Source organism: Ignavibacteria bacterium, from assembly GCA_016707005.1.
Classification (GTDB): domain Bacteria; phylum Bacteroidota; class Ignavibacteria; order Kapaibacteriales; family Kapaibacteriaceae; genus UBA10438.
On the sequence record JADJIQ010000005.1, the window covers coordinates 682,335 to 705,291 of the forward strand.

Genomic DNA, 22,957 nt, shown 5'->3' on the forward strand with positions numbered 1-22,957 from the left:
ACTATGACTTTTGACATGTTACCGGCTTTTAACATTCACGAACAGACTCGTCGCTACTTGAGCTTATAGCCGGCGAGCACATCATCATCCCACGTGATGAGAAAGGGGCTATCCTTAATACTGCTGATGGAGGCGTCATCGGCTATCTCATCTGACCAGAGAGTTAAACCTGTTGCAAGATCAAGGTAGACGATCTTACCTCGAACGGAATAGAGGAGGTTTGTCCCGATCATCCGAGGGACGTATTTCACCTTGTCTCTAGCATACCGCCATTCGTGGACCCAGGTTGTTTTGCCACTTGATGTATTCAGTGCTCCAATGGCGTCCTGACCGAACATGACAAGCGACTTTCCATCCCAGTTCAGTTTCACAGGTTGCGTGAGTACTTGTTCCTTGGTGTCGTAACCAAAGGCATTCTCATAATCAACATCACCGAGACCTGCGTCGTCCAATGACAGGGTCCATGCATGAGTGCCGCCTTGTGGGCCCATCTTCAATGCATATACGTTGTCAAGATCGGAGTAATACAGTTGCTTCTTTGATTCATCAAAAAAGTCACGGAACGAGAACATCTTCATCACCTTGTTACCACGGATCTTGAATTTCCCAACGGCCATTTCCGGATCGGTCTCTACTCCCATATGCCAGAGCAGTTTCCCCGTGGAGGCATCGATGGCGGTGAAGCCAAAGGGTTTGGATGACCATACGTCAGAGGCAGTGAACTTATCAGCACTGGACGTGCTTGTGTAGTTGGCTAAGAAACTGTCATTGCCAAGAGTGTAGACTGCTGTGTATTGCTTCCTTCCAATCTTCGCATATACCACACCATCGATCTGGTCTAGAGCAAAGGCCTGACCACCAAGTTCCTTGTCGATCGTCCACAACTTTTTTCCCGTTGCCAGGTCCACTGCAACAACAGATCTGTTACCAGCCATATAGGCCACTCCACGTATCCACTCAACGGGCGGCTCTCCATAGTCCTCGTCCATTCCCTGAGCAACTGCGAAATACTGGCCGTATTGAACAACTCCGGTCTTGCTATTGAAGGCAACAATTCCTTCTCCGGGCTCGGTTCTCGTAGTTGGATTCAGCAACGACTCGCGAGATGTAACGGCGATGCAAGAGGTACCCTTTAGCTCAAACAGGGAATACCACATGCCGATGTCCTTGAACTCCTTGGAAGAGATCACGTCCTTAGCAACGGTGATCACGTTCTTATACACCACCTTGCCTGTTTGGGCATTGATGCCTTGGGCATAGAGATATGTACCGGGATTGTCTCCGTCGGAGCGCGGTTCTACATAGGCGGCGAGGACAATTCCCCCGTTTTCATTTACTCCGCCCTTAGGAGCAAACACCGAATGAGCAAACCCGGCGTATTGTTTGTCACCAGCTGCAGATTCCCATAACAGAGCAGGTGCTTCTGCATCGAGAACAACCATCTTGTCAACAGATGCCATCCAGATCTGCCACTTGCCATTCACATTCAACAGACTTTGTCCACGCATGTCGGAGTAGGAGAACGGACGTTGCACAGACTTGCCGCTGGACGTGTTCACATACATCAATGCATCGGCACCAAGGATCATGCAGCCGATCGTGTCTGGATAAAGGGGCTTCAAGTCACCATCGATCTTGAAGGGGAGACGCGCAAGCTCCTTGCCATTCACTACATCAAGAATCACAACGTTGTCTTCATCCAGAAGGATAAGCGTATTCTCGGTTTCCGGGACATTCACCCATTCACTGCTCGTTCCCGCAATGTCCATGTTTGGCTTACAGGGAACGCTGAGGATCTTCTTTCCCGACGCATCGTCAAAGACATCCGCCGTTGCGTCCTTCGTAAACACGATCGTGCGTTTCGTTTTCGGGAGCATATAGAGGCTCACTTCGCCCTTCTCTCGCAGATCCATATTGATCGTGGATCTCCAATTCTCCTTGCCTGTAGTTGCGTTGATCTCCACGATCTTCTCCTTATATCGAAGGATGACGCGATCAGCATCGTCATCGGTATATGCTGAGTAGTCGCTTTGATCGATACCATCTAGCGTAAGCTCCCACAACTTCTTACCATCTGCGGTAGCATAACAGAGAACACTGTTCTTGGTTGAGCTCACAAGGAACCTGTCCTTGAGCATGACCATTGCAACTCCGTCACTCTCGTGATCCGGCACTTCAATTGTCCACTCGAGTTGACCTGTAGTGGTGTTATGCGACCACACCTTTGCACCATTTGCGAGCACAACGCGCCCCCGGTCCTGCGGATATCGGATGCTTGCAAAGTCATCCTGTGTCGTTACTCTCCATGCTGCACCGCTACCCTTCTGAGCGTGTGCCGGCCACATGACCAACAGCATAGACATGACCACGAGTGGTATCAGCTTGTTCATCGTCGCTCCTTCGAGAATCACATGATGGAATGGTACGATGATAACCGTCGTAGTAGAACCCAACCGTACTTAGGCCTACGTATTTGAATGTCCCTCGGTTTAGGTATCATTGAGCAGTGAATCTACCGATATATACCCCAAGCACGCTGACAATGTAGAGTCATGCAAAACCTGCTCCGCAAATACGTCCCACCGTCAGACCGCTTCGCAGAGATCCTGTGCGGACTGATCATGCTGCTTACCTTCACCTTGGCGGGCGGGGTAATGGAGGCGTCACCGGATGAGCTTGTGCTCGGGGCTGTGAGCTGTGCGCTCGCATGGGGAGTGATCGATGGTGCGATCTTCATGCTGAACTCACTGTTCCAGCGTGGACGTCAGGAAAAGCTGGTTGCAGAGATCCGTTCGCTTGATAGAGCTACAGCTATTGCCCGACTCCGCGAGGGATTCGATCACAAATATTCAGGGGTTATCAGTCCCGAGATGCGCGAGGAGATCTATCACGACATTGTAGATGTGGCGCGAGAGACTGAACCTCATCGGCCATGGTTCACGCGCGAAGAGGTGTATGGCGGACTCGGTCTTTTAGCCATCGAAGCCATTTGTTCCATCCCAGCCATCCTTCCACTCATCATTCTCGAAGATGATCTGAGAGCTCTTCGGTTCTCAAACGCTCTCTTGCTTGCCACGATGGCCGTGATCGGATATTACTGGGCCGGGTGGTCAGGATGGCAAGGGGCTATGCGGCTTGTGATCGCAGGTTTTGTCCTCGCACTAGGACTGGTAATGGTAGGTGTTGCTATTCTGATGGGCGGTTGAATTCTTACAACGCTATGTCTAGTGTCACGATCCAATACTGATAGTCTGAGCCGGGACCAAGCCAGTGTACTGCTGCATCGATCATATACACCGTTGCTCCAAAAAGAGGTCCGGCTGAAACGTCCTCCACGTCATGAAGTACACGTGTCCGCTGAAGAACGGCGCCGACTCTGAGATTATCCGTTATAGATCCAGTGAGCTCTGTCCAACTATAGAAGAACGTTCCATCAGACGACCGAACATCAACGACGTACTCGTTCTCGATATAGACGTTCAATATCCCATACGATGCTTCGGCCTCCACGCCAACACCCCATCCCATTGTGTTGCCGACCACAACACCTAGCATTGGAGTGACGTAGCCACCTACAGCCCCTTCCCAACTGAAGACGGGTCCAGCCCACAAAGAAGCGGTTTTGAAGTCCTCGTAGTTGTAGCGCAACTCCAAATGCCATTGGTCATTCTCCATCATCGCTACAGGGATCATAAAGAAACCCTCGTCCGGCGTGAAGTAGGCATACGCCATGGCATGAGGTTCCCACGATGGCTTCTCCGGAGTAGTCTGTACATCCTGTGCTTCAAGGAGAGCAGAACAACACATGAGTACGATGTATGATGTGAGCATGCGCATGCGTCATGAAATTACACTTTGAGGGCTTTGCAGATCGTCCTATCGCCGTATGTCATTCAGCTCCGTCCTCACAGCACTCATTCCCGCTCTCGGCGGTTCCCTCACCACAGACCTGATCGCTCGTTACGAGCGGTCACCTCAGTGGCGCAACGGTGAGTTCAGAAACTCAATACCTACCGAACTCAACGTTCATCTCCGTGATGTACCCGGTCTCCTCAAGGCCATGCTCGCGCGCAATACACAGCGTGAGCCGTCCGGTGATCTGCCGGTTGTCCGCGTGGATCCCGCCTCATTGCTTGTGCCGCCAGCCCATCCGCGTCTCACCTGGTTCGGACACTCTGCGGTAATGCTCGAGATCAGCGGCATGTGCGTCCTGCTTGATCCGATGTTGGGTCGGGTGCCTGCCCCCTTCCCCTTCCTTGGCAGAAACAGATACAGCAAAAGCACACCCATCGAGATCGAGGATATGCCGAAGATCGACGTAGTGGTGATCTCCCACGATCACTATGATCATCTTGATCACGGCTCGGTGTTGAGGCTTCTTCCGAAGGTCAAACATTGGGTTGTATGCCTTGGTGTTGCCCGACATCTCATTCGTTGGGGCGTATCACCATCGAACATCATTGAGCTGGATTGGCATGAGGCTGTGCAGATCAAGGATGTACACTTCACCTGTACACCTGCCCGACATTTCTCGGGAAGGGGCTTCTGGGATCGTCACAAGTCGCTGTGGAGTTCATGGGTGATCTCCTCTCCACTGACACGCATCTTCTTCAATGCCGACAGCGGATACGGTCCGCACTTTGCAGAGATCGGCAAGACATATGGTCCGTTCGATCTTGCCCTCGTAGAATGCGGACAATACAACCCCAAGTGGCAAGCCATCCACATGATGCCCGAAGAGTCTGTGCAAGCAGCCATCGATCTGTGCGCCGTTGTTGCCATGCCCATTCACTGGGCTGCGTTCACGCTTGCATTACATCCGTGGTATGAGCCCGTGGAGCGGTTCACGGCGGAAGCACTCCGATTGGGACTTCAAGCGACTACACCACGCATTGGCCAATCGATCACTATTGGCGACGAGCAGCCGAGTGATCGTTGGTGGGGATAGTTGGACGTGTTGCATCCACGGATTTTCCAGGGTAGGCCACCGCTATGGTCTCAAACTGATCATGCCACTCTGGATGGATGTTTACTACGTCGAGTAGCTCCATGTTGCGGCTGCTAACGCCGCCTGGCTTTAGTGTGCCTGAAAGCACGGGCTGCTTCAGTGCAAAGGCGGCATTGGATGCAATGCCAAGTGAGATCACTGCTAACATTGCAGTGACTGATATTCTAGTTATCATGATACCCCTCAAGACACCAAAGTGAGAAATGCGCGTGATTACCACGCGTGAGAAAGCTTCTACCTCGTCACTACAACTAGGTGATGTTCTTGGTTACCACCCCAGAACACAGCAAGGCTGTACACACCTGGGGCAAGGTTCTGCGTATAGAGTGTAGAAGTTGATGATGACTCTAGAATTCTGCCATCAAGTGTTGAGCAGGTAACTCGCGATATCGCTTCACCAAAGGCTTCGTCCGTTGCCGTCAACGCGATTGTGATTGGCGTTCCGATGCTTACTGGATTAGGGAAGACTCGCGAATCCTTGTCTGTTCTCTCAGGAGCATCACCAGCCACCGATGTTGTTCGCGGTGTGGACTTGATGGTATAAGAGTTTAGATACGTCGTTCGACCGGTCGTGCTGTCACGTAACAGAAGCTGATAGGAGCAGTATACTCCGTTGTCAAGGGGATCGATGATGATCGCACGCACACCATTGTACGAAGACATTCGGAGATCGTTCACTTTGAGTATCCACTGCCACGTATTTCCAAAATCAGATGTTGCAGCGACAAAGTTTCTCGGATGCCAAACATTGCCAACAAGCGTGTCGAACCTAAACTCCACAGCAAACGTCTCAGGTCTCTCAGGATGAAACGCAAGGCCGTCGATAGTGCCGGTGGTTTGGCTGCGCCCATAGAAGGAATATCTGAGTTTCTGTGTTGAGGGGTCGTAGTTGGGCAGCAGGGACTTGCGTACGTTGTCCAGCCAGGGCGGACAGATCGATTGGGTAGAAGAGCCGGGCGGAAGTCCAATAGAGTCCGTGGCTATGCAAATGCCAAAATCGTTTGCATATATCCCTCCACCCTTGCTCCATATTCCATACCCAGCTTCACGCATGGGATCGTTGGCATCCTGAGAGATGTAGAACGTCTCGCCATCGTCGTCCGTATAGTGATAGTGTGCCGGTGCGTCTGGATTCAATAGACCAGAACCATCAATCCAGATATAGAGCCTGTTAGGAAAGTTGTAATCAAAGCCGAGTGTATGACCTCTGGCTACGTCGCTCGGGTAGATGGGTGGATTGATCTCCTTCCACGTCTGTCCGTCATCGTTGGTAACGTACGTTGCCGTGTAAGTCCCGTCGAACTTGGTATACTCAAATTGGACATAGATCTTATGTGTGTTAGCTGGGTGTACACGAATGCGTTTCAACGGGGAGACAGAGATCCGGTCTCCTGGCCGACCTGTAGAGTCAATCCTTGTCGTACTTGCATCGCGCATGATCCAATACATCTCCGGGTCTGTGTCATTCTGCGAACCCGCCATCACACATCCCTTCATCGGCGCCTGCGCTTGCGCTCCTGATACTAGTTCTACAGAGTCCCACTGCGCATTTTTGCCGCGTCGGACAAAACCTCTAGCGGGTGGATCTCCAATTCCGGGTACCTCCTCGAAGATCATCACCGTATCACAGTAGGCCTGTACTTTCTGGAGCCATTCGGATACCCTAATAGTATCAATAACACCATATTCTTGAGCATTCGCATTTAACCCAATGAAAATGATCAAAAAACAAAAAAGCCCGAAGCTGAGATAGCCAGAGAAGACGGTCCTGGAAGCTGACATCAATAATCCCCTTGTTAGCGACATAACGACAAGACTTCCAAACTAGCTCTCGTAGCACCGTCCGAGCCGAACCCCCACCCCGATTATTGTATTTGCTAGAAGTCTGTAAAACAACCGAGCCCCTTACCAATCAACAGGCCCGTGCCCTGGATAAAGGTTACATTCCGGAACTGCACAAGGTGTTTTCCTTACTAGCTAGGACATCGTGCCTCACTTCTTCGGATAGATACTCTTATCCAGTCCGGTGAGTTTGGTAGGATCCATTATCTCCTTGATCTGTGCTTCCGTGAGGATCTTCTTCTCGCGGATGATCGTAAGGATTCCCTTCCCCGTCTTGTAGGCTTCTGCTGCAAGTTCTGTTGCACGCTCGTAGCCAAGTACAGGATTGAGTGCTGTTACGATACCCACTGTGGTTTCCATGTTGTGCTGAAGGGTCTTCTCATTCACCGTGATTCCATCGATACACTTCGTTCGGAAGATGATGGATGTGCGGTAGAGGAGGCTTTGAGATTCTATCACGGCAAGTCCGGCAAGGGGCTCATAAGCATTGAGCTGGAGTTGACCATGATGGGCTGCCATGGTAACACTGTAGTCATTACCCATCACGCGGAAGGCAACGATGTTCATCACTTCGGGCACAACGGGGTTCACCTTCCCCGGCATGATAGAAGAGCCAGGCTGCAACGCCGGAAGGTTGATCTCGAAGAGTCCGGCACGTGGACCGGATGTAAGGAGGATCAGATCGTTGGAGATCTTCGAGAGCTTCACTGCCAAACTCTTCAGCGCTGATGAATACACAACATACCCTTGCTGATCCCACGTTGCAGCGATCATGTCCTTGGCCGGTACGATCGGACGTTTGGTGAGCTCGGCCAAGTAGCCTGCACACTTCTCCGGATATCCCTTGGGAACATTGATACCGGTTCCGATGGCGGTTGCACCCATATTCACTTCATACAGGTACCGCTCGGCATCTTTGAGAAAGGCGATCTCGCCTTCAAGTGCGGCTGCAAAGGCGTGGAATTCTTGACCTACGGTCATTGGAACGGCATCCTGCATCTCTGTCCGACCCATCTTTACGATGTCGATGAAGGCATTGCCCTTTGCCCGGAAGGACTGTACCAACAGCTCTAGTTCGTCGATCAACCGTGCATTGCGCAGAATGAAGGCAACCTTGATGGCCGTTGGATAGGAGTCGTTGGTGGACTGCGACATGTTCAAATGATCGTGCGGATCGATGATCGCATATTCACCCTTCTTGTGTCCGCTCAACTCCAATGCAATGTTTGCCAACACTTCATTCGCATTCATGTTGGTGGATGTACCTGCGCCCCCTTGATACCAGTCCACCTGGAACTGATCGTGATACTTTCCGTCAAGCACGGCCTTGCATGCCTTCTCTATAGCATCGTACGTCTCCTTCTTCATCGCACCCACGTCGTAGTTCGCGTGGGCAGCAGCCAATTTCACCATTGCCCACGCTTCGATGAATCCCGGATAGTGATTGATCATCACACCGGAGATCTTGAAGTTCTCCATCGCACGCAGGGTTTGCACGCCATAGTAGGCCTCGCTTGGGATCTGCTTTTCACCAAGCAGATCCCTCTCGGTACGGAATGATTGTTGTGCCATTCCTGTTTGAGAAATGAACAGCATGTGTGAAACACACATTGCGAGTGCGGCAATTGACGTTTTCATGATAATGGTCCTGACGTAGGGTTCACTAGAGGAGAATATTGGCTAAGGCAAGAGCAATAAGGGTTGTTGAGATCGTTGTGACAAGTCCGGGCAGCATGAAGCTGTGGTTGAGCAGATATATCCCGATCCTCGTACTGCCTGTCTGATCAAACGACACAGCCGCAAGGACAGTACCGTAGGTGGGAAGGAAGAAGGAACCGTTGGTAGCCGGATAGACGCCAATGAGAATGGCAAGGGGCATTCCTAACGCAACAGCCACAGGCATAAGAGTCACAACAGTTGCTGCCTGACTGATGAGAAGAATAGAGAGTACGAAGAGTCCGATCGCAAACGCCCAGGGCGCCTGTTCAACGATCCCTCCAATGCCCTGCACGATCTCTGTTCTGTTCCCTTCAAAGAACGAAGAACCCATCCACGATACGCCAAGAATGGAGATCACCGCAACGATCCCACCGCGCATGATGCTGTTCTTCACTGTCTCGTCGGCCTTGGCCTTGAAGATGAGCATGATCAGTGCAGAGGCAGCCAACATCACGATCATCACGGCTTGACCTGTCTCTACATCCACCATTCCGGGGAAGATCCCAAGGATCACCACACACAGAATAGCCAGCAGAAAGATCATCAAGGAGCCGCGAGCGTTTCGAAGCTTCTCTCCTGTTGGTACCTCGGTCGACACGGAGAGGTTCACCTTTCCTGCTGCAACTCGCTCGAGAAACACCGGATCTTCGCTCAGCTTCTTTCCTCTCCATGCAACGGACAGTGTGCCGATCAACACACCAAGAAGAGTTGCCGGAATGATCACAGAGAGGATCTGTACAAGCGAAACGTTCCATGTAACAAGTGCACCGATCATGGCAACCATGGCAGCACTAACAGGTGATGCGATCACGCCCGCTTGCGATGCGATAACACTCATCGAAAGAGGTCGCTCCGGACGAATATCCGCCTTTGCCGAGACCTCTACGATCACCGGCATCAAGGCATAGATCACGTGTTGTGTTCCGCTTGCAAACACGAGCAGGTAGGTAACGTATGGTGCTACAAAGGTGATGTACTCCGGCTTCTTCTTCATCACCCGCGCGGCAAGCAACACGAGGTAGTCCAATCCACCCGCTGCCTGCATCGATGCCAAGGCGGTGATCACGGCGATGATCATTCCTAGTACAACTGTTGGCGGAGATCCCGGTGGCAGACCAAATGCGAACACAAGAATGGCAAGACCCATTCCGCCGGTAGCACCCAACCCAATGCCCCCTAATCGAGCACCGAGAACGATGCACGCAAGAAGGATCAGCAGTTCGATCCACATCATAGTTGTACCTCAACGATTTTGTCAGGGGGCAAGCAGTGAAATGATGATCGAGCCACCAAGTGCGAGAAGGATGTTGCCAAGTGCATAGGTCACTCCATATCCGAGCGTGGGGATCTGACTCTGTGCAGCCTCTTGAACGGCAGCTAGGCCTGGAGCAGACGTTCCGGCGCCGGCACTGATACCGAGCAAGATGCCGGGGTGGACCTTAAAGACATATCGGCCAATGAGGATGGTGGCGAGGTGTGGAATGACCGTTACCGCTACACTGCCGATCACGAGCGCTAGTCCTGAATCCTGGATCGACGTAACAAAGGCGTGACCGGCACATAGTGCGGTTACGGCCACAAATCCCGTGAGTCCCACAGAATCAAAGAACCACAATACCGAATCAGGTATTCGCGGCTGACGCGGATGTGTTGAATACCACCACCCGAGTACAAGTCCGCCGATAAGGATACCCACGCTTACGCTGAGTCCAAGATCTATTCCTGCTACCCTCATGGCTGGGATACCGATGAGTCCGCCTAGGACGATCGTGAGACCAACAACTACCATATCCGTGGAAACGGATGTCTCCTTTACCTTCCCCAACAACCGCGCTACTCTCTCTACGGCGTTCGCTCGTCCGGAGATCGTGAGTACGTCTCCGGACTGCAACACGGTTGACATCGACGTTGGCAACACCTGTCCGGCGCGTTCGTGTTTGACGAGGAATACTCCGCGTGCCTGTGTCTCCTGGCCAAGCTGACTCATCTGCTTGCCAGTGAAGGTGTTTGACGTGACAACAACAGATACGTTCTGGGTTGGAACATTGAGAAGGATCTTGTCGCTGATCTCCTCGCTTCGCAACGGATTGGACGAACTCACCAACACCTCATCCCGTCCGGAAAGTCCAACATGATCACCTTCATGCAGAACAAGATCTGGAGCCGAATCTCGCGATACACCGTCTACGACCACACGTTCAACAAAGACCCGTGCCTCATTGAACCGTGCTTCGAGATCGGCAACGGTGATCCCGGACATATCGGCAGGGATACGATACCCACGCATGACGATGGCGCGATAGGCAGACACTTGCTCCTCACCGATGGCCATCACACCCATTTCTGTCTCAAGGGATCTACAGTCCTCCACGATCTTAGAACGCATGATCACCGGACCCATGCGCGAGAGAAACCATGTGGTGATGATCACGCCGATGAAGTAGCTCGCAGCAAAGGCGCTGGTCATGTTCGACATCAACAATTGTCTCTCGGCTTCGGTAAGGGGCATCTTGGACACGAGGTCTCCCGCAACACCAAGTGCTGCCGAGGCCGTGAGTGCACCTGCAAAGAGTCCAGCCCCTGTACCGGCATCAAATCCGAACAGAACCGCGCAGAGATAGACCACGGCTAGAGCTACAACAAAGAAGACAACGGTAAGTCCGATCTGAACCGCACCGCTCGACCTCAATCCGTGTACGAACTGGGGTCCACATTTGAAGCCGATGGCAAACAGGAAGAGGTAGAATAAGATCCACTTCACATCATCGGCAATAGCGATCCCGATCTGTCCAACAATGAGGCCCACCACGAGCACTCCAAGAACAGCGCCGATCGGTTGTCCGCCGATCTTTATCCGACCAACGAGATATCCTCCGCCGAGCGCAAGAAAGAATGCAAGCTCTGTGTTCGTGCGGAGGATATCGAATAGCTGATCGAGGATGAACATGAGGAACCCGACTCAGTAGGTGTCAAACATCTTCTGGATCGCAAGCGGCTCACTGGTCTTCAGAAGCGCAAGCATGAGGAGAACACGTGCCTTTGACGGAAGGAGTTCCCCTGCTGCTACAAAGCCATACTTGTCGTCATCAACTTCGGAGTTGCGCCACGTGTGGCCGGATGGAACACGTGATGAACGTACGATCACTACGCCGGACTTTGCAGCGCGTGCAAGAGCTTCGAGGGCGGGAGTGGTCATGTTCCCATCACCAACACCGGCAACGATAAGCCCCTTAGCACCGTTCTTCACAGCCGCATCGATAAGATCCGGAGACATGTTGGCATGTGCATAGATCACATCGACGCGTGGGAAGGATGTTACTCCGTCAATCGTGAATTCTGATGTTGTGGTGTTCTTGCGGAAGGGATAGCGGAAGAAGCTTTGTTTGCCATAGAGTGTGGTGCCGATCAATCCGTATTGTGGCGACTCAAATGTCTGAACAGACGTTGTGTTTGTTTTTGTGATCTCACGTCCGCCATGGATGTTATCGTTCACTGCCACAAGAACGCCACGTCCGCGAGAACCCGTATCTCCGGCAACTGCAACCGCATTGTAGATGTTGAGAGGTCCATCTGCGCTGAGTGCTGTTGACGGACGCATCGAACCGGTTAGGACAACGGGTTTACGCCCCTTTACCACAAGTTGGAGGAAGTAGGCAGTTTCTTCCATGGTATCCGTGCCATGAGTGATAACGATACCATCAACCGTATCTGCCTTGAGAATCTCGTTCACACGTTTTGCGAGTTTGAGCCACACCTCATTGTTCATGTCCTGACTACCGATGCTGGCAACCTGTTCACCAGAGATGCGAGCGATCTTGGTGAGTCCGGGTACGGCCTTGATGAGCACATCAACCGTTACAGCGCCGGATGTGTAGCCAACAGATGTTTGACTCTCTGCTGAACCGGCGATGGTACCGCCTGTGGCAAGGATCATCACCTTTGGAAGGTTTGTTGTTTGTCCAAGCAGAGGTGTTGCATGTATGGACAGAACAAAGGCCAACGAAACGAATAGGGCATTCTTCATGGTCTGATATCCTTTGTTAGTTAGAAGTCGAAGAACATTCCAAAGCTGATCCGATGAGCCGGACGTGATTGGTCTATTGAACTAACCACGGCCGTTGGCGTTGTGATCGTTCCAGTGTGTGTTGATCTCTTGTACCCGTAGTTGTATTCTATTCCCAGGATGAGGTTGGGCACAGGATCGAACATGAGATTCACCAGACCATAGAGCATATCGAGTGAGATCTTGCTATCAACTGCTGTATAGCCTGGACCCGGAATGCCGTACGCTGCTATCTCATGTGTTCTAAAGAGCGATAGACCACCGATGAGGTTGAAGTGCCATTTCTTGGAGAGGTAATGTTCATAGGCAGCCCAGCCGCCAACTGTTGGAACAGTTTCGATCTCTCCCTTTGCATTCGGAGCTGCATCGAAGTTGTATCCGCCGAATGAGGCGAGGTAGGTACCGATGCCGGCACCAGCAACAAATTGGAACTGCAAGGTATTCGGTAACACTGAGCTTGTCTTGATGAGTCCGGAGACAGTAGCCCCATATCCCGGAACAGATCTGATGTCCGTACCGCTTGTATAGGTAAGGTTCCGGAAGATAGCAGTGGCACGAATGTGACCGAACGACGTTGTCTGTTTCCATGCTGCGATCACATCGGGCATACGTTGTGATGCAGCGGAGACCGTTGAGTCGATGTCACTGCTATACATCACTTCTGCGCTTGGGGAACCCAGACCGATATCAAAGCGCGAATGTTCTGCAACATCAAAGTAGAACTTCAGTTCCGGTGCTCTGCGCCATACACCTTACGGGGGGCCGTCCCAATCCAGCACATTAGGCCAGATATCTTTATCGCCAAAGAAGCTCCAGTCTTGACCGAAGTGAATGAACTTGAAGTCCACCCATGCGTGGCGAAGTCGGAAATGTTTATTCCCGCCCCAGAAGTCGCCTTCCACGTATCCGATCAACGTTCCCGCTTCTGTCTCACGTTGTCCGCGCAGTCGGATCTGCGTTTGATGCATATCCATCCAGAAGCGATTCTCATTGTTGGTGCCCCACACATCGATCTGTCCAACATTGAACGTTTCGTAGTTCTGGAGTCCACCACTGATGTCATAAATACCATTGAGTTTCGCCTTCACCAGCAAGAAGAAATCGAACGCCGGTTTCCCATTGATGGAATCATTCGATAACAATCTGAGGTTAGGGGGCGTAACGAACGAGACATCGTTCCCAAAGGTCTTGCCCGTTGTTTGGGCAGACAAGGAAGATCCGGCGACGGACATCAAGGCTCCGATGCTCATAGCCCACGAAAGGAGTCGTACCAGTGAAGTTCTCATTCCAGCCTCACGTTTGGGTTTCAACCACTGCAACCTAGAGCCCCTTCCCCCGAGCATCAATGACAAACGTCATGATGTGGCGAAAGTACGACCGCAGATACTATCCAACGGCAACCCATTGGTAACTAACCACTTCCGCCTCTCCGAACGCTTTTACGCAGGATACTGCCCAAATTCACGCAGGATACTGCGCATATTCATTGAGCACCTTTTTCGTATACTTGTAGCCCTTCTGGTCAGGTAGCTCAGTTGGTAGAGCAATGGACTGAAAATCCATGTGTCGGGGGTTCAACTCCCTCCCTGACCACCCCGCGGTTTCTCACGGTTTCCCGTAATTCCGCTAAATATCCTAAGATTCAGCCTCTTACAGCACTTTCAGCGTAAGGGGCTTTTTCGTTGTTTCTAGGTTGTTTTCCCTGTTTTCTGTAAAAATTGCCATCCCTTTTGCATTCCAAAAAATGTCAACTATATTTGACAATGGCATTCGAATTGATCTGTTCTGTGCGAGAGCACCGGAAGGAAAAGGGGTTGACTCAGGGTGAGCTTGCTCAGCGCATTGGCGTGAGTCGCCAGTCCATCAATTACATAGAGAACGGCTCGATCTCCCCTTCAATCAAACTTGCTCTGCTTATCGCGCTCGAGCTGGATTGTTCAATAGAGTCGATCTTCATTCTGAGAGGAACCCATGACTAGCTGGCTATATGATGTCTTTGATGATCAGTTAGCGCGGACGGCAAAAGGTGACGAAGTGCTGCAGACGCTGCGTCACAGAGCAGCTTTTCGGACAATGTTGATAGTAGCAGTCTTAGCTCTCCTGATTGCTCTTTACGGCCGATACATTTCAGAAAGCGAAGCCTGGCATACAGTTACCTTAACGCTTGCCTTTGTATTGATAGCCATCTTCGTCACTTACGAGAGCATTCTCGCATATTATGGTGTGCTAACGGGAGAAGAAGAACTTCTTGAAGAACTTCGATTGCCAAGATCCGTCGTCATTGCTAAGTCTGTCACGGCAGGCATTAGCATGGGAGTGTATATCTCGATCCTACAGTACTTGGCAATGGGAAGCGATGACCTCACAACCGGCCTTCCGGGACTGTTCATTGCCGCAGCATTTGGCGTGATACACTTCCGGAGATGGCGTAAGGCGATCGCTGGATGAGTAGAGGAATTAATAGATCACGTAACCAGCCCGTAGTCAATGCATTCACGAACTCTCAACTAAACGCTAGTCGTATTGACAATGCAATGGCAAAACCAAGGATCACGATCCCAGAGATCCTGTTTACCCACACCAGGACATTGTGATTAACTCTGGTTCGTAGAAGGCCAACGCCGTTGCTTAGGATAAGCCACCAAAAAGCAGATCCGATAAACACGCCGGCAACCAGCAGGACAGCGCCTATATATGATGTTGACGTTGTGATCCCGAAGCCCGCGAAGATGGCTGCAAATGAGACGATCGTTGCCGGGTTCGTCAGCGTGAGGAGAACGGTAGTAGCGTAAACAACGAGCAAACCCCTCCCACTAGCGTTACGTTGTTCTTCAAGCGACGGTGCTTCTGAGAAGGTCGTTACGCCCAAGTAGGTAAGGAAGAGAATACCAAGTACCTGTATCGCGGTTTGATGCCCGGTGATAAACTCTGAAACAAAGGTCAAGCCAAATGCAGCGATCGCCCCATAACAGGCATCAGCTGTGGCAGCCCCTAACCCTGTAGCGAATCCCGCGATTGGTCCATTAGCAAGACTTCTCTTTATGCAAAGTACGCCGATCGACCCCACTGGGGCAGCGATCAGCAAACCAATGATAGCACCCTCTAGCAACATGCTTGTGTCCATGGCTTTAAGGTAGTACTTTTTCAAACACATGGACATCAACCATCACCATCCCTCACCGCATCACACAGAATGTCTGCGTATGTGACCTACGACCATCACTTGCATGGATGAGGTATTGACCCGATGCAAGCATCGACACATCAATGTCTGCAGTTGATCGTATTCTCTGACTGATAATACGTTCGCCTTGCATGGTAATGATGCTCACATCAATCTCTCCGCCCCCTATCACAGAAGTAGTGAGTACTGAGGATGCTGGGTTTGGATATTGTGAGATAAGGGGCGCATTGTTCGCCACCGCTACGGCATCAACAGAGGTTGGAATGGAGTCTGAGCGATGTCCAAGAATAACACGCATCACGGGAACGAATGTCCCTCTTCTGAATGTGAACGCTGCGTTGACCCTTCCGCCAAAGTCTCCATATGTGTAGCTGCGGTAGGCATGGTCACCAACAAAGATTCGACCAGTCGCTGTAGTGCTTTCGTATCGGAATGGAAAAGATGGTTGTGCAGTATCAACGAACCAACTTGGGTCGGCAATGATCTCTGCACCAAGCTCCGGATCTCTGTCAATGGCCGTCTGCACTACTACTCCAGCCCGTGCTGATGTGGCGCAAAGATTGAGACCTTCATGCGTGACTTGATGTAGGGTGAGCTTATAGGTACCTGGCTCTAGAGCAATTGGTACAGGAAGTGAATACGTGCCGATTGTATCAGTCACAACACCAGAATCGTCGCGACCAGGTTGTAGTGTTAACGAAGCATCGGTGATCTGCTGATATGAACTTTGTACGAATCGTACGAGGGTCACAAAACAAGTTGCCTGACGTGGCTCATCTCTATCGAAGGCGAATTGGTAGCCGAAGATCGTGTCGCGCTGACTCACCGTAAACGACATCGAGACACCACCAGGCTCAGTGTTTGCTGGTGAATCTGTACCTCCGTATCGAGAAATAGAATCGTCATTCCGATTCCCACCCGGCGCACGCAGACCAAAGCTGTTTGCCCGACCTGCTTCCTGAGCAACAACGTGATGCCCCTCTGATTCGTAGTTGTCGTAGGCAAGGCTTCTACTAAGGTGGACGGGTAGTTTTCTGTAGATGGTATTGTTGTGTATCACCTCGTCTACATACGATGTGTCATTCCCCTCGTAGATCATTGCCTTGAGGATCACGGTATCGCTATCGGATGTTGTCACCGCAGAAAGGTTGAATGGTGGCATATCGATCGTGCGTTGTTCAAGACCATTGAAGGAGTCAACGAAGCGTTCGATGACAGTGCGTTTCAAGGTGTCCCGAACTGAGTATGCCTCTACCCGCAATCGCACTCTGCGATGCTGGTTTTGCGTATGATTCACCAACCGTACTCGCAGTGGAGCCAATGCCGCTTGTTTGTATGGAATAACGCTATAGGCAAGGGGCACTTCAACATCACTGATGCTGAGATCTCGTTGATCATCAACAAGGACATCTATCCGATCTACGTCCCATGGATCATCGTCATCGTAGGCAGTTCGTGCAGTTGCCTTCAGCATAATGCGAAATCGGAAATTGCGAGCCCCATCATTAGGACTCTTGAGTATCGAGTCGGGGATTGGAATTGTGAACACATCAAACCGATCCTGATAGTTAGGCTCTCGCATGGCCAACGCGGTTTTCATTACCGGTTGTTCAATCCAGTTTGAATCAACGGTGTTGATAATGCCATTGAGTTGATCCGGTGATGGCTTGAGAAGCACGACAACAAGACTGTCACCGGGATATTCAATGTTCTCCCACATTGATGTTGGCTCCGGACCATACAGCGTGTCGTTCATCCATCGTCGGTGTGTTAACCCATGCGGATATGCGCGGCGTGCAGAGATCGAAAGCGTAGCCGATGATAAACGTGAAAGGTTAATCGGGAAGGAAGTGAGAGTGTCGCCAGTAACAACCCCTTGATACGGGGCTCCTTGTTCATTTCGCCGATCGAAACGGATAACGGGGTTTAGAAGCGAGTCCGAATTCGATACGTGCTCATATTTGGTGTTACGATGCAACGTTTGACCAGTCTTCTCAAACGAGGAGACAGTTGTCCCGCCATTGACAAACATCACAGGTGAAGGGATTATGGCTCCTGACGATCTCATTATGCTCAACGATGACGTGTACGGAGACAGATCCGGGAATGTAAATCTAGACAGTCTCCTCACCTTGTATGCAAGGTGGCGAACTGTGTCCTTGGCATCAAGTGCAATTGCATCGAATGACAGTCTACCAATGACGTCATCGAGAAACTCTGCAGGTTCGAATGGCGGCATCCTGACAATAACGAATTCATCAGGAGCCATAGCATACGTGCGGGTTGTTAAAGGAACAGCTCTACCATTTGAATCACAAAGGCTCATGCCAGAGTTCAGAGTGTCTTGTAACGCTTCAAGCGTGATCCACCTACTCGTGTTATAGACAATTTTACCAGTTGCATCATTTGTGATACGATAGCGAACTCGAGTAGTGTCGATCGGTGTTTCGCTCGTACATTTGATTATCACCCTTAATTGTATCGCATCGAGCCTTATATCGCCTGCAAGTCGCTCACGAAACTCATCTGACGAGAGCCTCTTGGTGAAGGATAGGTTTGAATCTGCACTCAGCGGGCGCACATAGAAATGCACATCATGCACAATAAGCTGCGCCGAGACAACAAAAGGCGTCTGGACCAGAAGCACTAGCGATATCAGCAGAATGCGGATCACGAGTAAAAGTAACGTAAACAACGCGAAGTCCATGTAGCAGCACCATAAGGGATTGGTGTGATGCCCATCCTTGTATTTTAGGAACCTACCTCCTAAATAACATGGTTATCCATGCTCTCCCTCCTCATCGCCTCCTTCCTCACTCTTGCTGCCGATGGCCCAACCGCAGAGCAGCAAGCGGTGAACCTGTATCGACTGCGTGTGGCCTATGGGGCGGCTACTGAACAGTCGGTGCGAGATAGCATCCGTCAAGAGGTGTTGCATTCCATTCCCAACCTGCGCGTGGATCAAGAGCATGGGGCGCAACAGGTAGAGCTGTGGGATGCGTGTTGTTCGATGTGGGATGTGGTCGAGATCTTTGAAGATGCCGCACATGTCAAGGCAAGGTCATTGCCGAAGCTGACGATGTATGAAGTGGACGGTATAGAGTTCTACCGTTCGGATACGGCCTTTAATCAAACGAGTGATACAATGTACCTGGCATCGAATTCACTACCCGGACTCGGCGGTGTGGATGTGTACTACTCGCCCCTTCACTACTACGCAATCATCGATGAATACAAATGGCTATCTCCCTATAACTACGGCGATGGGATCAATACCGGCGCTGATGAATTTGGACTCACCAAGGAAGACACAACACTTACCTTTTTCCGTGCCAGCAATGGAACCGTGCGGAAGTATCGCGCAACTCCACGGACCATCGTGCGAAGTGTTGAGATGGACCTTACATGTTCAAGCACGTCCTTCATCTACCTCAACATTTTGAACTGTCGGGACGTGATGATTGGAAGCCTTGTCTTCGACAATGCCTCGCAAAACACCCTTCCACAAGAGACTGCCACCATGCAGTTTCGATGCTGCAAGGACGTTCAGCCTCGTACATTCATTCGATGCAACGTATCGGTCAACACCCTCTCATTGCTTGATACAGACATACGAACCCACCATTGCAGACTAAACGGCATCACTACGTCAAAGAATGGCGAGCAGATCTTTGGTTTTTCGATCTACGAAGACCCAGCGTCCTCGGAAACTGCACTTCGGACTGTGATATCAGAGATGTTCGAAGGGGGCTCTGCACCTACACGTGTTCGTATAGAGCGTGTACCCGGACATCTCACAGAACAGATCGATGAACTTGTTCATGTTCTCTCTATGCGCAAGGTAGAAGTTGACGTTACGTCATCCGGCGTTGCCAGAACAACTGTTGCCATGAAGATGGACTAAGCGACGCTCTCCATCCATTGCTCTATCGGAACGATCGTTATCCCATGTCGAACAAGGCGTTCCCTGCCGCGGTAGAGTAATGTTGCTGTGGTACCTGGGTATTCCTCAACAAAGGCTCGTAGGGCCTTCAGATCTGCATCACGTACCACGTCGGTGCTTTTTACTTCGTATGCTTCAAGAGTATCTGGTCCATACACAATAAAGTCAACTTCAATACCAGTACGAGTGCGCCAATAATAGAGCTGCCTACCATCGGCTGCATAGTCGCATGCGGCGCGGAGATGTTGGGCAACAAGCCCTTCAAGAGCATGTCCACCTATCGCCGACCGATCATCTAGTGGACCTACAGGACGCAGAGACCGAAACACGCCGGTATCAAAGAAGTAGAACTTGGGGTGACCCACCAACTCTCGTTTTGCATGCCGAGTAAACACCGGTACACGATATGCCAACATGAGATCTTCCATGATCTGTATGTAGTTCTCAACGGTCTTTCTGCTTACACCACACTCGCTCGCAACATTCGAGATCGTCAACACCTCACCATGTGAGAAACTGATCGCCTCCAAAAAGCGGGAGAAGTGTTCTGTGTTTCGAACCAGGCCTTCTGCAAACACCTCTTCCTTGATGTACAGCGATGTGTATGCTCGAAGTGTCTCTGATGGTGAATCAGACTCAACAACGATGGGAACAAGACCATTCTCCAGCGCAGATTCCAATGCAAAGGTGTCACCCATCTCTGAGGCCAAATACGGATGCATCGAGACCTGCGATGCTCTACCTCCAAGCAGATTCACGTTTCCTCTTCTCAGTTTCCGAGCGCTGGAACCGGTTAGGACAAATCTGATCGGTGGGCCCGATGAGATCACTTGATGGACTACTTCTAGCAAGACCGGCAACTTCTGGATCTCATCGATCACCACGGTTTGCACGTGCGGCTCTGCTGCGATTCTTTCTCTCAGCCGCTCAGGTCTGGCCGCATACAGACGATACACTTCCGGGTCGAGCAGGTCAATGAACATTGCGTCTGGAAACGTGCTTCGTACCCATACGGACTTACCAGTTCCTCGTGGACCAAGCAAGAAAAAGCTGCCGGTAGGGGGCTTCAATATCCGTTGTTTCATCATTGGCATGGTCGCAATATGGCAACTCTGATGCCATTTTGCAATGCATTATGGCAACTCTGATGCCATTTTGCGACAAATCACTCCCGGTGTCTTACTCTCCCGGAGTCGCTCCCGGCGTGTTACTCTCCCGGAGTCGCTCCCGGCGTCTTACTCTCCCGGAGTCACTCCCGGCGCCATACTCTCCCGGAGTCACTCCCGGTGTCTTACTCTCCCGGAGTGTATCCTACACCCCTCGTTTTTCGATCCTGACGAGCGTTTCTTGCATCTGGCGGAGTTGCTCCTGCATTTGCTGGATGTCTGTGGTTTGCTCGGATTCTTCTTCGCGCACGGACTCCAACTCGGAGAGGATGGTGCCCACAAAGAAGTTCAAGATGGTGAGACCGGCTATGAGGACAAAGGACAGGAAGAAGAGAGGTGAGAGGATGGGATATCCCTCAGGTGCGTTCATCTGTGTGTGCATGATCTCGGCAAAGTCACCAACGGCACACTGACACATCGCCAACAGACTCAGTCCAAGCGTACCAAAGTTCTCGGGATCATTGGTATGGAAGAGGTTATAGCCCATCACCGCATAGGTGTAGACGATACATCCAAGCAGAATGGCCACAACCGTCAGCTGGGGGATGGAACGCAACAGGGTCTCGATCACCACTCGTACACCCTTGAGTTCCGTGGCCAGCCGTAACACACGCAAGGCTCGGAAGGAGCGGGCAAGGCGCAATGCACGAAGCGCAAGTGTTGCTCCGAGCGCCCCCTGCTCATCATAGACAACGTATGGCAACAACGTCAGAACAAAGATCACTACATCAAAGATGTGCCAAGCATCCTTGAGATAGTCCCATGGACGTGGCCAGCGAAAGGCCATCTTGATTCCGATCTCGAGTCCAAAGGCAACCACGATCAAGAGGTCAAGCCACGCAAAGAGTCCCGGCACCGCATTGTAGATACTCGGCACGGTCTCCAACCCCACCACCACGGCGGAGAGCAGAATGAGAACGATGACAACCGTGTCGAGGGGGTTGCTCTCCTGCGCATTGACGGCATCGCGGAATGCTGAGAAACGAGATCGTGATGTCATAGTTTGGTACTCCCAAGTGTACATGTGCCCACCCGAAAAATACCCTAATTCTCATGATGGATTTGATCCGCCCCTTTCATGATGACGATGACATAGAGCGTATCACAGACGTCATTCACAAAGGCTACGCCGTACTTGCCGTGAATGGACTTCGGTTTTGGGGAACGCACCAGTCCGCAAAAGACACCCTAGACCGACTCAACAAGGGGGCTGGGTTTGTAGCCGTACTCGATGGTGTGATCGTTGGCACGGTAACGATCCGTCCGCCGGACCCGGAGTCCGAGGTGGAATTCTATCGTCACCCAACCACGTGGATCTTGAATCAGTTCGCTGTACTCCCCGAACATGCAGGCAAGGGCATAGGTCGCGCCTTGCATGACCATGCGGTGACTCATGCAATGCAAAAGGGTGCAACACGTGTTGCACTCGACACTGCCAATGCAGCAGAACATCTCATTGCAATGTACAAGCGATGGGGCTATGCAGTTGTTGGTACGTGTGATTGGCGACCATTTACAAACTATGAGAGCGTGGTAATGCTACGCACGCTCATCTGATCCAATGACACCAGAACTCACCCTAGCAATAGAAACACTGCGGGCAGCAAAGAACATCGCCGTGGTAGGACTTTCGCGCAGTCCCGGCAAGTCCGCACACGATATCCCGTTGTTCATGGCCAATGCAGGATACAACGTCATCGGCGTCAATCCATTCGCCACACCTGCCGTGGAGAACGTGTCGGTGGTGGAAACACTTTCAGACGTCCCCTTCACCATCGATATCGTCAATGTCTTTCGTCCGTCAGAGGATACAGACGCCATTATCGATGAAGCTATCAAACGCCGATCAAGCCATGGAGACGTGTCCTGCATCTGGCTTCAACAAGGTATCACGAGCAAACACGGCGCCTCCAAATGCGCTGCTGCAGGTATCACGTATATCGAGGATAGTTGCATCTATGTTATTCAGCATTATGCGCATACCTTCTAGGTCCCATGACTACGTCATGGGCTACTGACTTCATTCTCTGTT

At 51.3% G+C, this 22,957-nt stretch carries 21 protein-coding genes and 1 tRNA gene; 8 read left to right on the top strand and 14 right to left on the bottom strand.

Annotation, left to right across the window (positions count from 1 at the left end):
* Positions 1 to 53 precede the first annotated feature (53 nt).
* Positions 54 to 2,390, bottom strand: coding sequence for a PQQ-binding-like beta-propeller repeat protein (locus IPI29_11260; protein ID MBK7413122.1), 2,337 nt, complete (start codon positions 2,388 to 2,390; stop codon positions 54 to 56).
* 162 nt (positions 2,391 to 2,552) lie between these two features.
* Between IPI29_11260 and IPI29_11265 the strand changes: the two genes are divergently transcribed.
* Positions 2,553 to 3,206 (top strand): hypothetical protein, encoded by a 654-nt coding sequence (locus IPI29_11265; GenBank protein ID MBK7413123.1) that lies wholly within the window; start codon positions 2,553 to 2,555, stop codon positions 3,204 to 3,206.
* A gap of 4 nt (positions 3,207 to 3,210) precedes the next feature.
* Here the strand turns inward: IPI29_11265 and IPI29_11270 are convergent, their stop codons facing one another.
* Positions 3,211 to 3,837, bottom strand: coding sequence for a hypothetical protein (locus IPI29_11270; GenBank protein MBK7413124.1), 627 nt, complete (start codon positions 3,835 to 3,837; stop codon positions 3,211 to 3,213).
* A 223-nt stretch (positions 3,838 to 4,060) separates the two neighbouring features.
* On the opposite strand from IPI29_11270, the gene IPI29_11275 reads away from it, so the two are divergent.
* Positions 4,061 to 4,948 carry an MBL fold metallo-hydrolase gene (locus IPI29_11275; protein MBK7413125.1) on the top strand — a complete coding sequence of 296 codons (888 nt, stop codon included), beginning with the start codon at positions 4,061 to 4,063 and terminating at the stop codon, positions 4,946 to 4,948.
* Here IPI29_11275 and IPI29_11280 read toward each other — a convergent pair.
* The 8 genes from IPI29_11280 to IPI29_11315 form a co-directional block, all read right to left on the bottom strand.
* Complete coding sequence (locus IPI29_11280) at positions 4,908 to 5,183, bottom strand: hypothetical protein (protein MBK7413126.1); 276 nt, start codon at positions 5,181 to 5,183, stop codon at positions 4,908 to 4,910. The two genes, IPI29_11275 and IPI29_11280, sit on opposite strands and share 41 nt — an antisense overlap.
* 59 nt (positions 5,184 to 5,242) lie before the next feature.
* Positions 5,243 to 6,733 (bottom strand): hypothetical protein, encoded by a 1,491-nt coding sequence (locus IPI29_11285; protein MBK7413127.1) that lies wholly within the window; start codon positions 6,731 to 6,733, stop codon positions 5,243 to 5,245.
* A gap of 267 nt (positions 6,734 to 7,000) precedes the next feature.
* Entirely contained in the window at positions 7,001 to 8,422 is a 1,422-nt protein-coding gene (locus IPI29_11290; protein MBK7413128.1) for an aspartate ammonia-lyase, read from the bottom strand.
* 91 nt (positions 8,423 to 8,513) lie between these two features.
* Positions 8,514 to 9,800 carry an anaerobic C4-dicarboxylate transporter gene (locus IPI29_11295; protein ID MBK7413129.1) on the bottom strand — a complete coding sequence of 429 codons (1,287 nt, stop codon included), beginning with the start codon at positions 9,798 to 9,800 and terminating at the stop codon, positions 8,514 to 8,516.
* Between the two features lie 24 nt (positions 9,801 to 9,824).
* Complete coding sequence (locus tag IPI29_11300; protein MBK7413130.1) at positions 9,825 to 11,516, bottom strand: aspartate-alanine antiporter; 1,692 nt, start codon at positions 11,514 to 11,516, stop codon at positions 9,825 to 9,827.
* Between the two features lie 12 nt (positions 11,517 to 11,528).
* A complete protein-coding gene (locus IPI29_11305; GenBank protein ID MBK7413131.1) occupies positions 11,529 to 12,593 on the bottom strand; it encodes a type II asparaginase in 1,065 nt (354 codons plus the stop codon).
* A 20-nt stretch (positions 12,594 to 12,613) separates the two neighbouring features.
* A complete protein-coding gene (locus tag IPI29_11310) occupies positions 12,614 to 13,288 on the bottom strand; it encodes a hypothetical protein (protein MBK7413132.1) in 675 nt (224 codons plus the stop codon).
* A gap of 96 nt (positions 13,289 to 13,384) precedes the next feature.
* A complete protein-coding gene (locus IPI29_11315) occupies positions 13,385 to 13,918 on the bottom strand; it encodes a hypothetical protein (GenBank protein MBK7413133.1) in 534 nt (177 codons plus the stop codon).
* Positions 13,919 to 14,152: 234 nt separating this feature from the next.
* Here IPI29_11315 and IPI29_11320 point away from each other — a divergent pair.
* From IPI29_11320 to IPI29_11330, 3 genes are all read left to right on the top strand, one after another.
* A tRNA-Phe gene (locus IPI29_11320) sits at positions 14,153 to 14,225 on the top strand.
* A 170-nt stretch (positions 14,226 to 14,395) separates the two neighbouring features.
* Positions 14,396 to 14,611 carry a helix-turn-helix transcriptional regulator gene (locus IPI29_11325; protein MBK7413134.1) on the top strand — a complete coding sequence of 72 codons (216 nt, stop codon included), beginning with the start codon at positions 14,396 to 14,398 and terminating at the stop codon, positions 14,609 to 14,611.
* Complete coding sequence (locus IPI29_11330) at positions 14,604 to 15,080, top strand: hypothetical protein (protein MBK7413135.1); 477 nt, start codon at positions 14,604 to 14,606, stop codon at positions 15,078 to 15,080. The genes IPI29_11325 and IPI29_11330 overlap by 8 nt, the downstream gene beginning before the upstream one ends.
* A gap of 55 nt (positions 15,081 to 15,135) precedes the next feature.
* On the opposite strand, the gene IPI29_11335 is transcribed toward IPI29_11330, so the two are convergent.
* Both IPI29_11335 and IPI29_11340 read right to left on the bottom strand, forming a co-directional pair.
* Complete coding sequence (locus tag IPI29_11335) at positions 15,136 to 15,756, bottom strand: LysE family translocator (protein ID MBK7413136.1); 621 nt, start codon at positions 15,754 to 15,756, stop codon at positions 15,136 to 15,138.
* A gap of 52 nt (positions 15,757 to 15,808) precedes the next feature.
* The gene (locus IPI29_11340) at positions 15,809 to 18,490 is read right to left on the bottom strand and encodes a T9SS type A sorting domain-containing protein (GenBank protein MBK7413137.1); all 2,682 of its coding nucleotides are present in this window, start codon (positions 18,488 to 18,490) and stop codon (positions 15,809 to 15,811) included.
* A 111-nt stretch (positions 18,491 to 18,601) separates the two neighbouring features.
* Between IPI29_11340 and IPI29_11345 the strand changes: the two genes are divergently transcribed.
* Positions 18,602 to 19,720 carry a hypothetical protein gene (locus IPI29_11345; protein MBK7413138.1) on the top strand — a complete coding sequence of 373 codons (1,119 nt, stop codon included), beginning with the start codon at positions 18,602 to 18,604 and terminating at the stop codon, positions 19,718 to 19,720.
* Here the strand turns inward: IPI29_11345 and IPI29_11350 are convergent.
* Both IPI29_11350 and IPI29_11355 read right to left on the bottom strand, forming a co-directional pair.
* The gene (locus IPI29_11350; GenBank protein ID MBK7413139.1) at positions 19,717 to 20,853 is read right to left on the bottom strand and encodes an ATP-binding protein; all 1,137 of its coding nucleotides are present in this window, start codon (positions 20,851 to 20,853) and stop codon (positions 19,717 to 19,719) included. The two genes, IPI29_11345 and IPI29_11350, sit on opposite strands and share 4 nt — an antisense overlap.
* A 217-nt stretch (positions 20,854 to 21,070) precedes the next feature.
* Positions 21,071 to 21,925 carry an ion transporter gene (locus IPI29_11355; GenBank protein MBK7413140.1) on the bottom strand — a complete coding sequence of 285 codons (855 nt, stop codon included), beginning with the start codon at positions 21,923 to 21,925 and terminating at the stop codon, positions 21,071 to 21,073.
* Positions 21,926 to 21,978: 53 nt separating this feature from the next.
* On the opposite strand from IPI29_11355, the gene IPI29_11360 reads away from it, so the two are divergent.
* The gene (locus IPI29_11360; protein ID MBK7413141.1) at positions 21,979 to 22,482 is read left to right on the top strand and encodes a GNAT family N-acetyltransferase; all 504 of its coding nucleotides are present in this window, start codon (positions 21,979 to 21,981) and stop codon (positions 22,480 to 22,482) included.
* Between the two features lie 4 nt (positions 22,483 to 22,486).
* Positions 22,487 to 22,915: a CoA-binding protein gene (locus tag IPI29_11365; protein MBK7413142.1), complete on the top strand. Its 429-nt coding sequence runs from the start codon at positions 22,487 to 22,489 to the stop codon at positions 22,913 to 22,915.
* Positions 22,916 to 22,957: the final 42 nt, after the last annotated feature.

Bases quoted from the DNA above. Each gene is read 5' to 3' on its own strand.
- IPI29_11260 (MBK7413122.1), bottom strand. From the start codon at position 2,390: ATGAACAAGCTGATACCACTCGTGGTCATGTCTATGCTGTTGGTCATG.
- IPI29_11265 (MBK7413123.1), top strand. From the start codon at position 2,553: ATGCAAAACCTGCTCCGCAAATACGTCCCACCGTCAGACCGCTTCGCA.
- IPI29_11270 (MBK7413124.1), bottom strand. From the start codon at position 3,837: ATGCGCATGCTCACATCATACATCGTACTCATGTGTTGTTCTGCTCTC.
- IPI29_11275 (MBK7413125.1), top strand. From the start codon at position 4,061: ATGCTCGCGCGCAATACACAGCGTGAGCCGTCCGGTGATCTGCCGGTT.
- IPI29_11280 (MBK7413126.1), bottom strand. From the start codon at position 5,183: ATGATAACTAGAATATCAGTCACTGCAATGTTAGCAGTGATCTCACTT.
- IPI29_11290 (MBK7413128.1), bottom strand. From the start codon at position 8,422: ATGGCACAACAATCATTCCGTACCGAGAGGGATCTGCTTGGTGAAAAG.
- IPI29_11295 (MBK7413129.1), bottom strand. From the start codon at position 9,800: ATGTGGATCGAACTGCTGATCCTTCTTGCGTGCATCGTTCTCGGTGCT.
- IPI29_11300 (MBK7413130.1), bottom strand. From the start codon at position 11,516: ATGTTCATCCTCGATCAGCTATTCGATATCCTCCGCACGAACACAGAG.
- IPI29_11305 (MBK7413131.1), bottom strand. From the start codon at position 12,593: ATGAAGAATGCCCTATTCGTTTCGTTGGCCTTTGTTCTGTCCATACAT.
- IPI29_11310 (MBK7413132.1), bottom strand. From the start codon at position 13,288: ATGTATAGCAGTGACATCGACTCAACGGTCTCCGCTGCATCACAACGT.
- IPI29_11315 (MBK7413133.1), bottom strand. From the start codon at position 13,918: ATGAGAACTTCACTGGTACGACTCCTTTCGTGGGCTATGAGCATCGGA.
- IPI29_11325 (MBK7413134.1), top strand. From the start codon at position 14,396: ATGGCATTCGAATTGATCTGTTCTGTGCGAGAGCACCGGAAGGAAAAG.
- IPI29_11330 (MBK7413135.1), top strand. From the start codon at position 14,604: ATGACTAGCTGGCTATATGATGTCTTTGATGATCAGTTAGCGCGGACG.
- IPI29_11335 (MBK7413136.1), bottom strand. From the start codon at position 15,756: ATGGACACAAGCATGTTGCTAGAGGGTGCTATCATTGGTTTGCTGATC.
- IPI29_11345 (MBK7413138.1), top strand. From the start codon at position 18,602: ATGCTCTCCCTCCTCATCGCCTCCTTCCTCACTCTTGCTGCCGATGGC.
- IPI29_11350 (MBK7413139.1), bottom strand. From the start codon at position 20,853: ATGCCAATGATGAAACAACGGATATTGAAGCCCCCTACCGGCAGCTTT.
- IPI29_11355 (MBK7413140.1), bottom strand. From the start codon at position 21,925: ATGACATCACGATCTCGTTTCTCAGCATTCCGCGATGCCGTCAATGCG.
- IPI29_11360 (MBK7413141.1), top strand. From the start codon at position 21,979: ATGATGGATTTGATCCGCCCCTTTCATGATGACGATGACATAGAGCGT.
- IPI29_11365 (MBK7413142.1), top strand. From the start codon at position 22,487: ATGACACCAGAACTCACCCTAGCAATAGAAACACTGCGGGCAGCAAAG.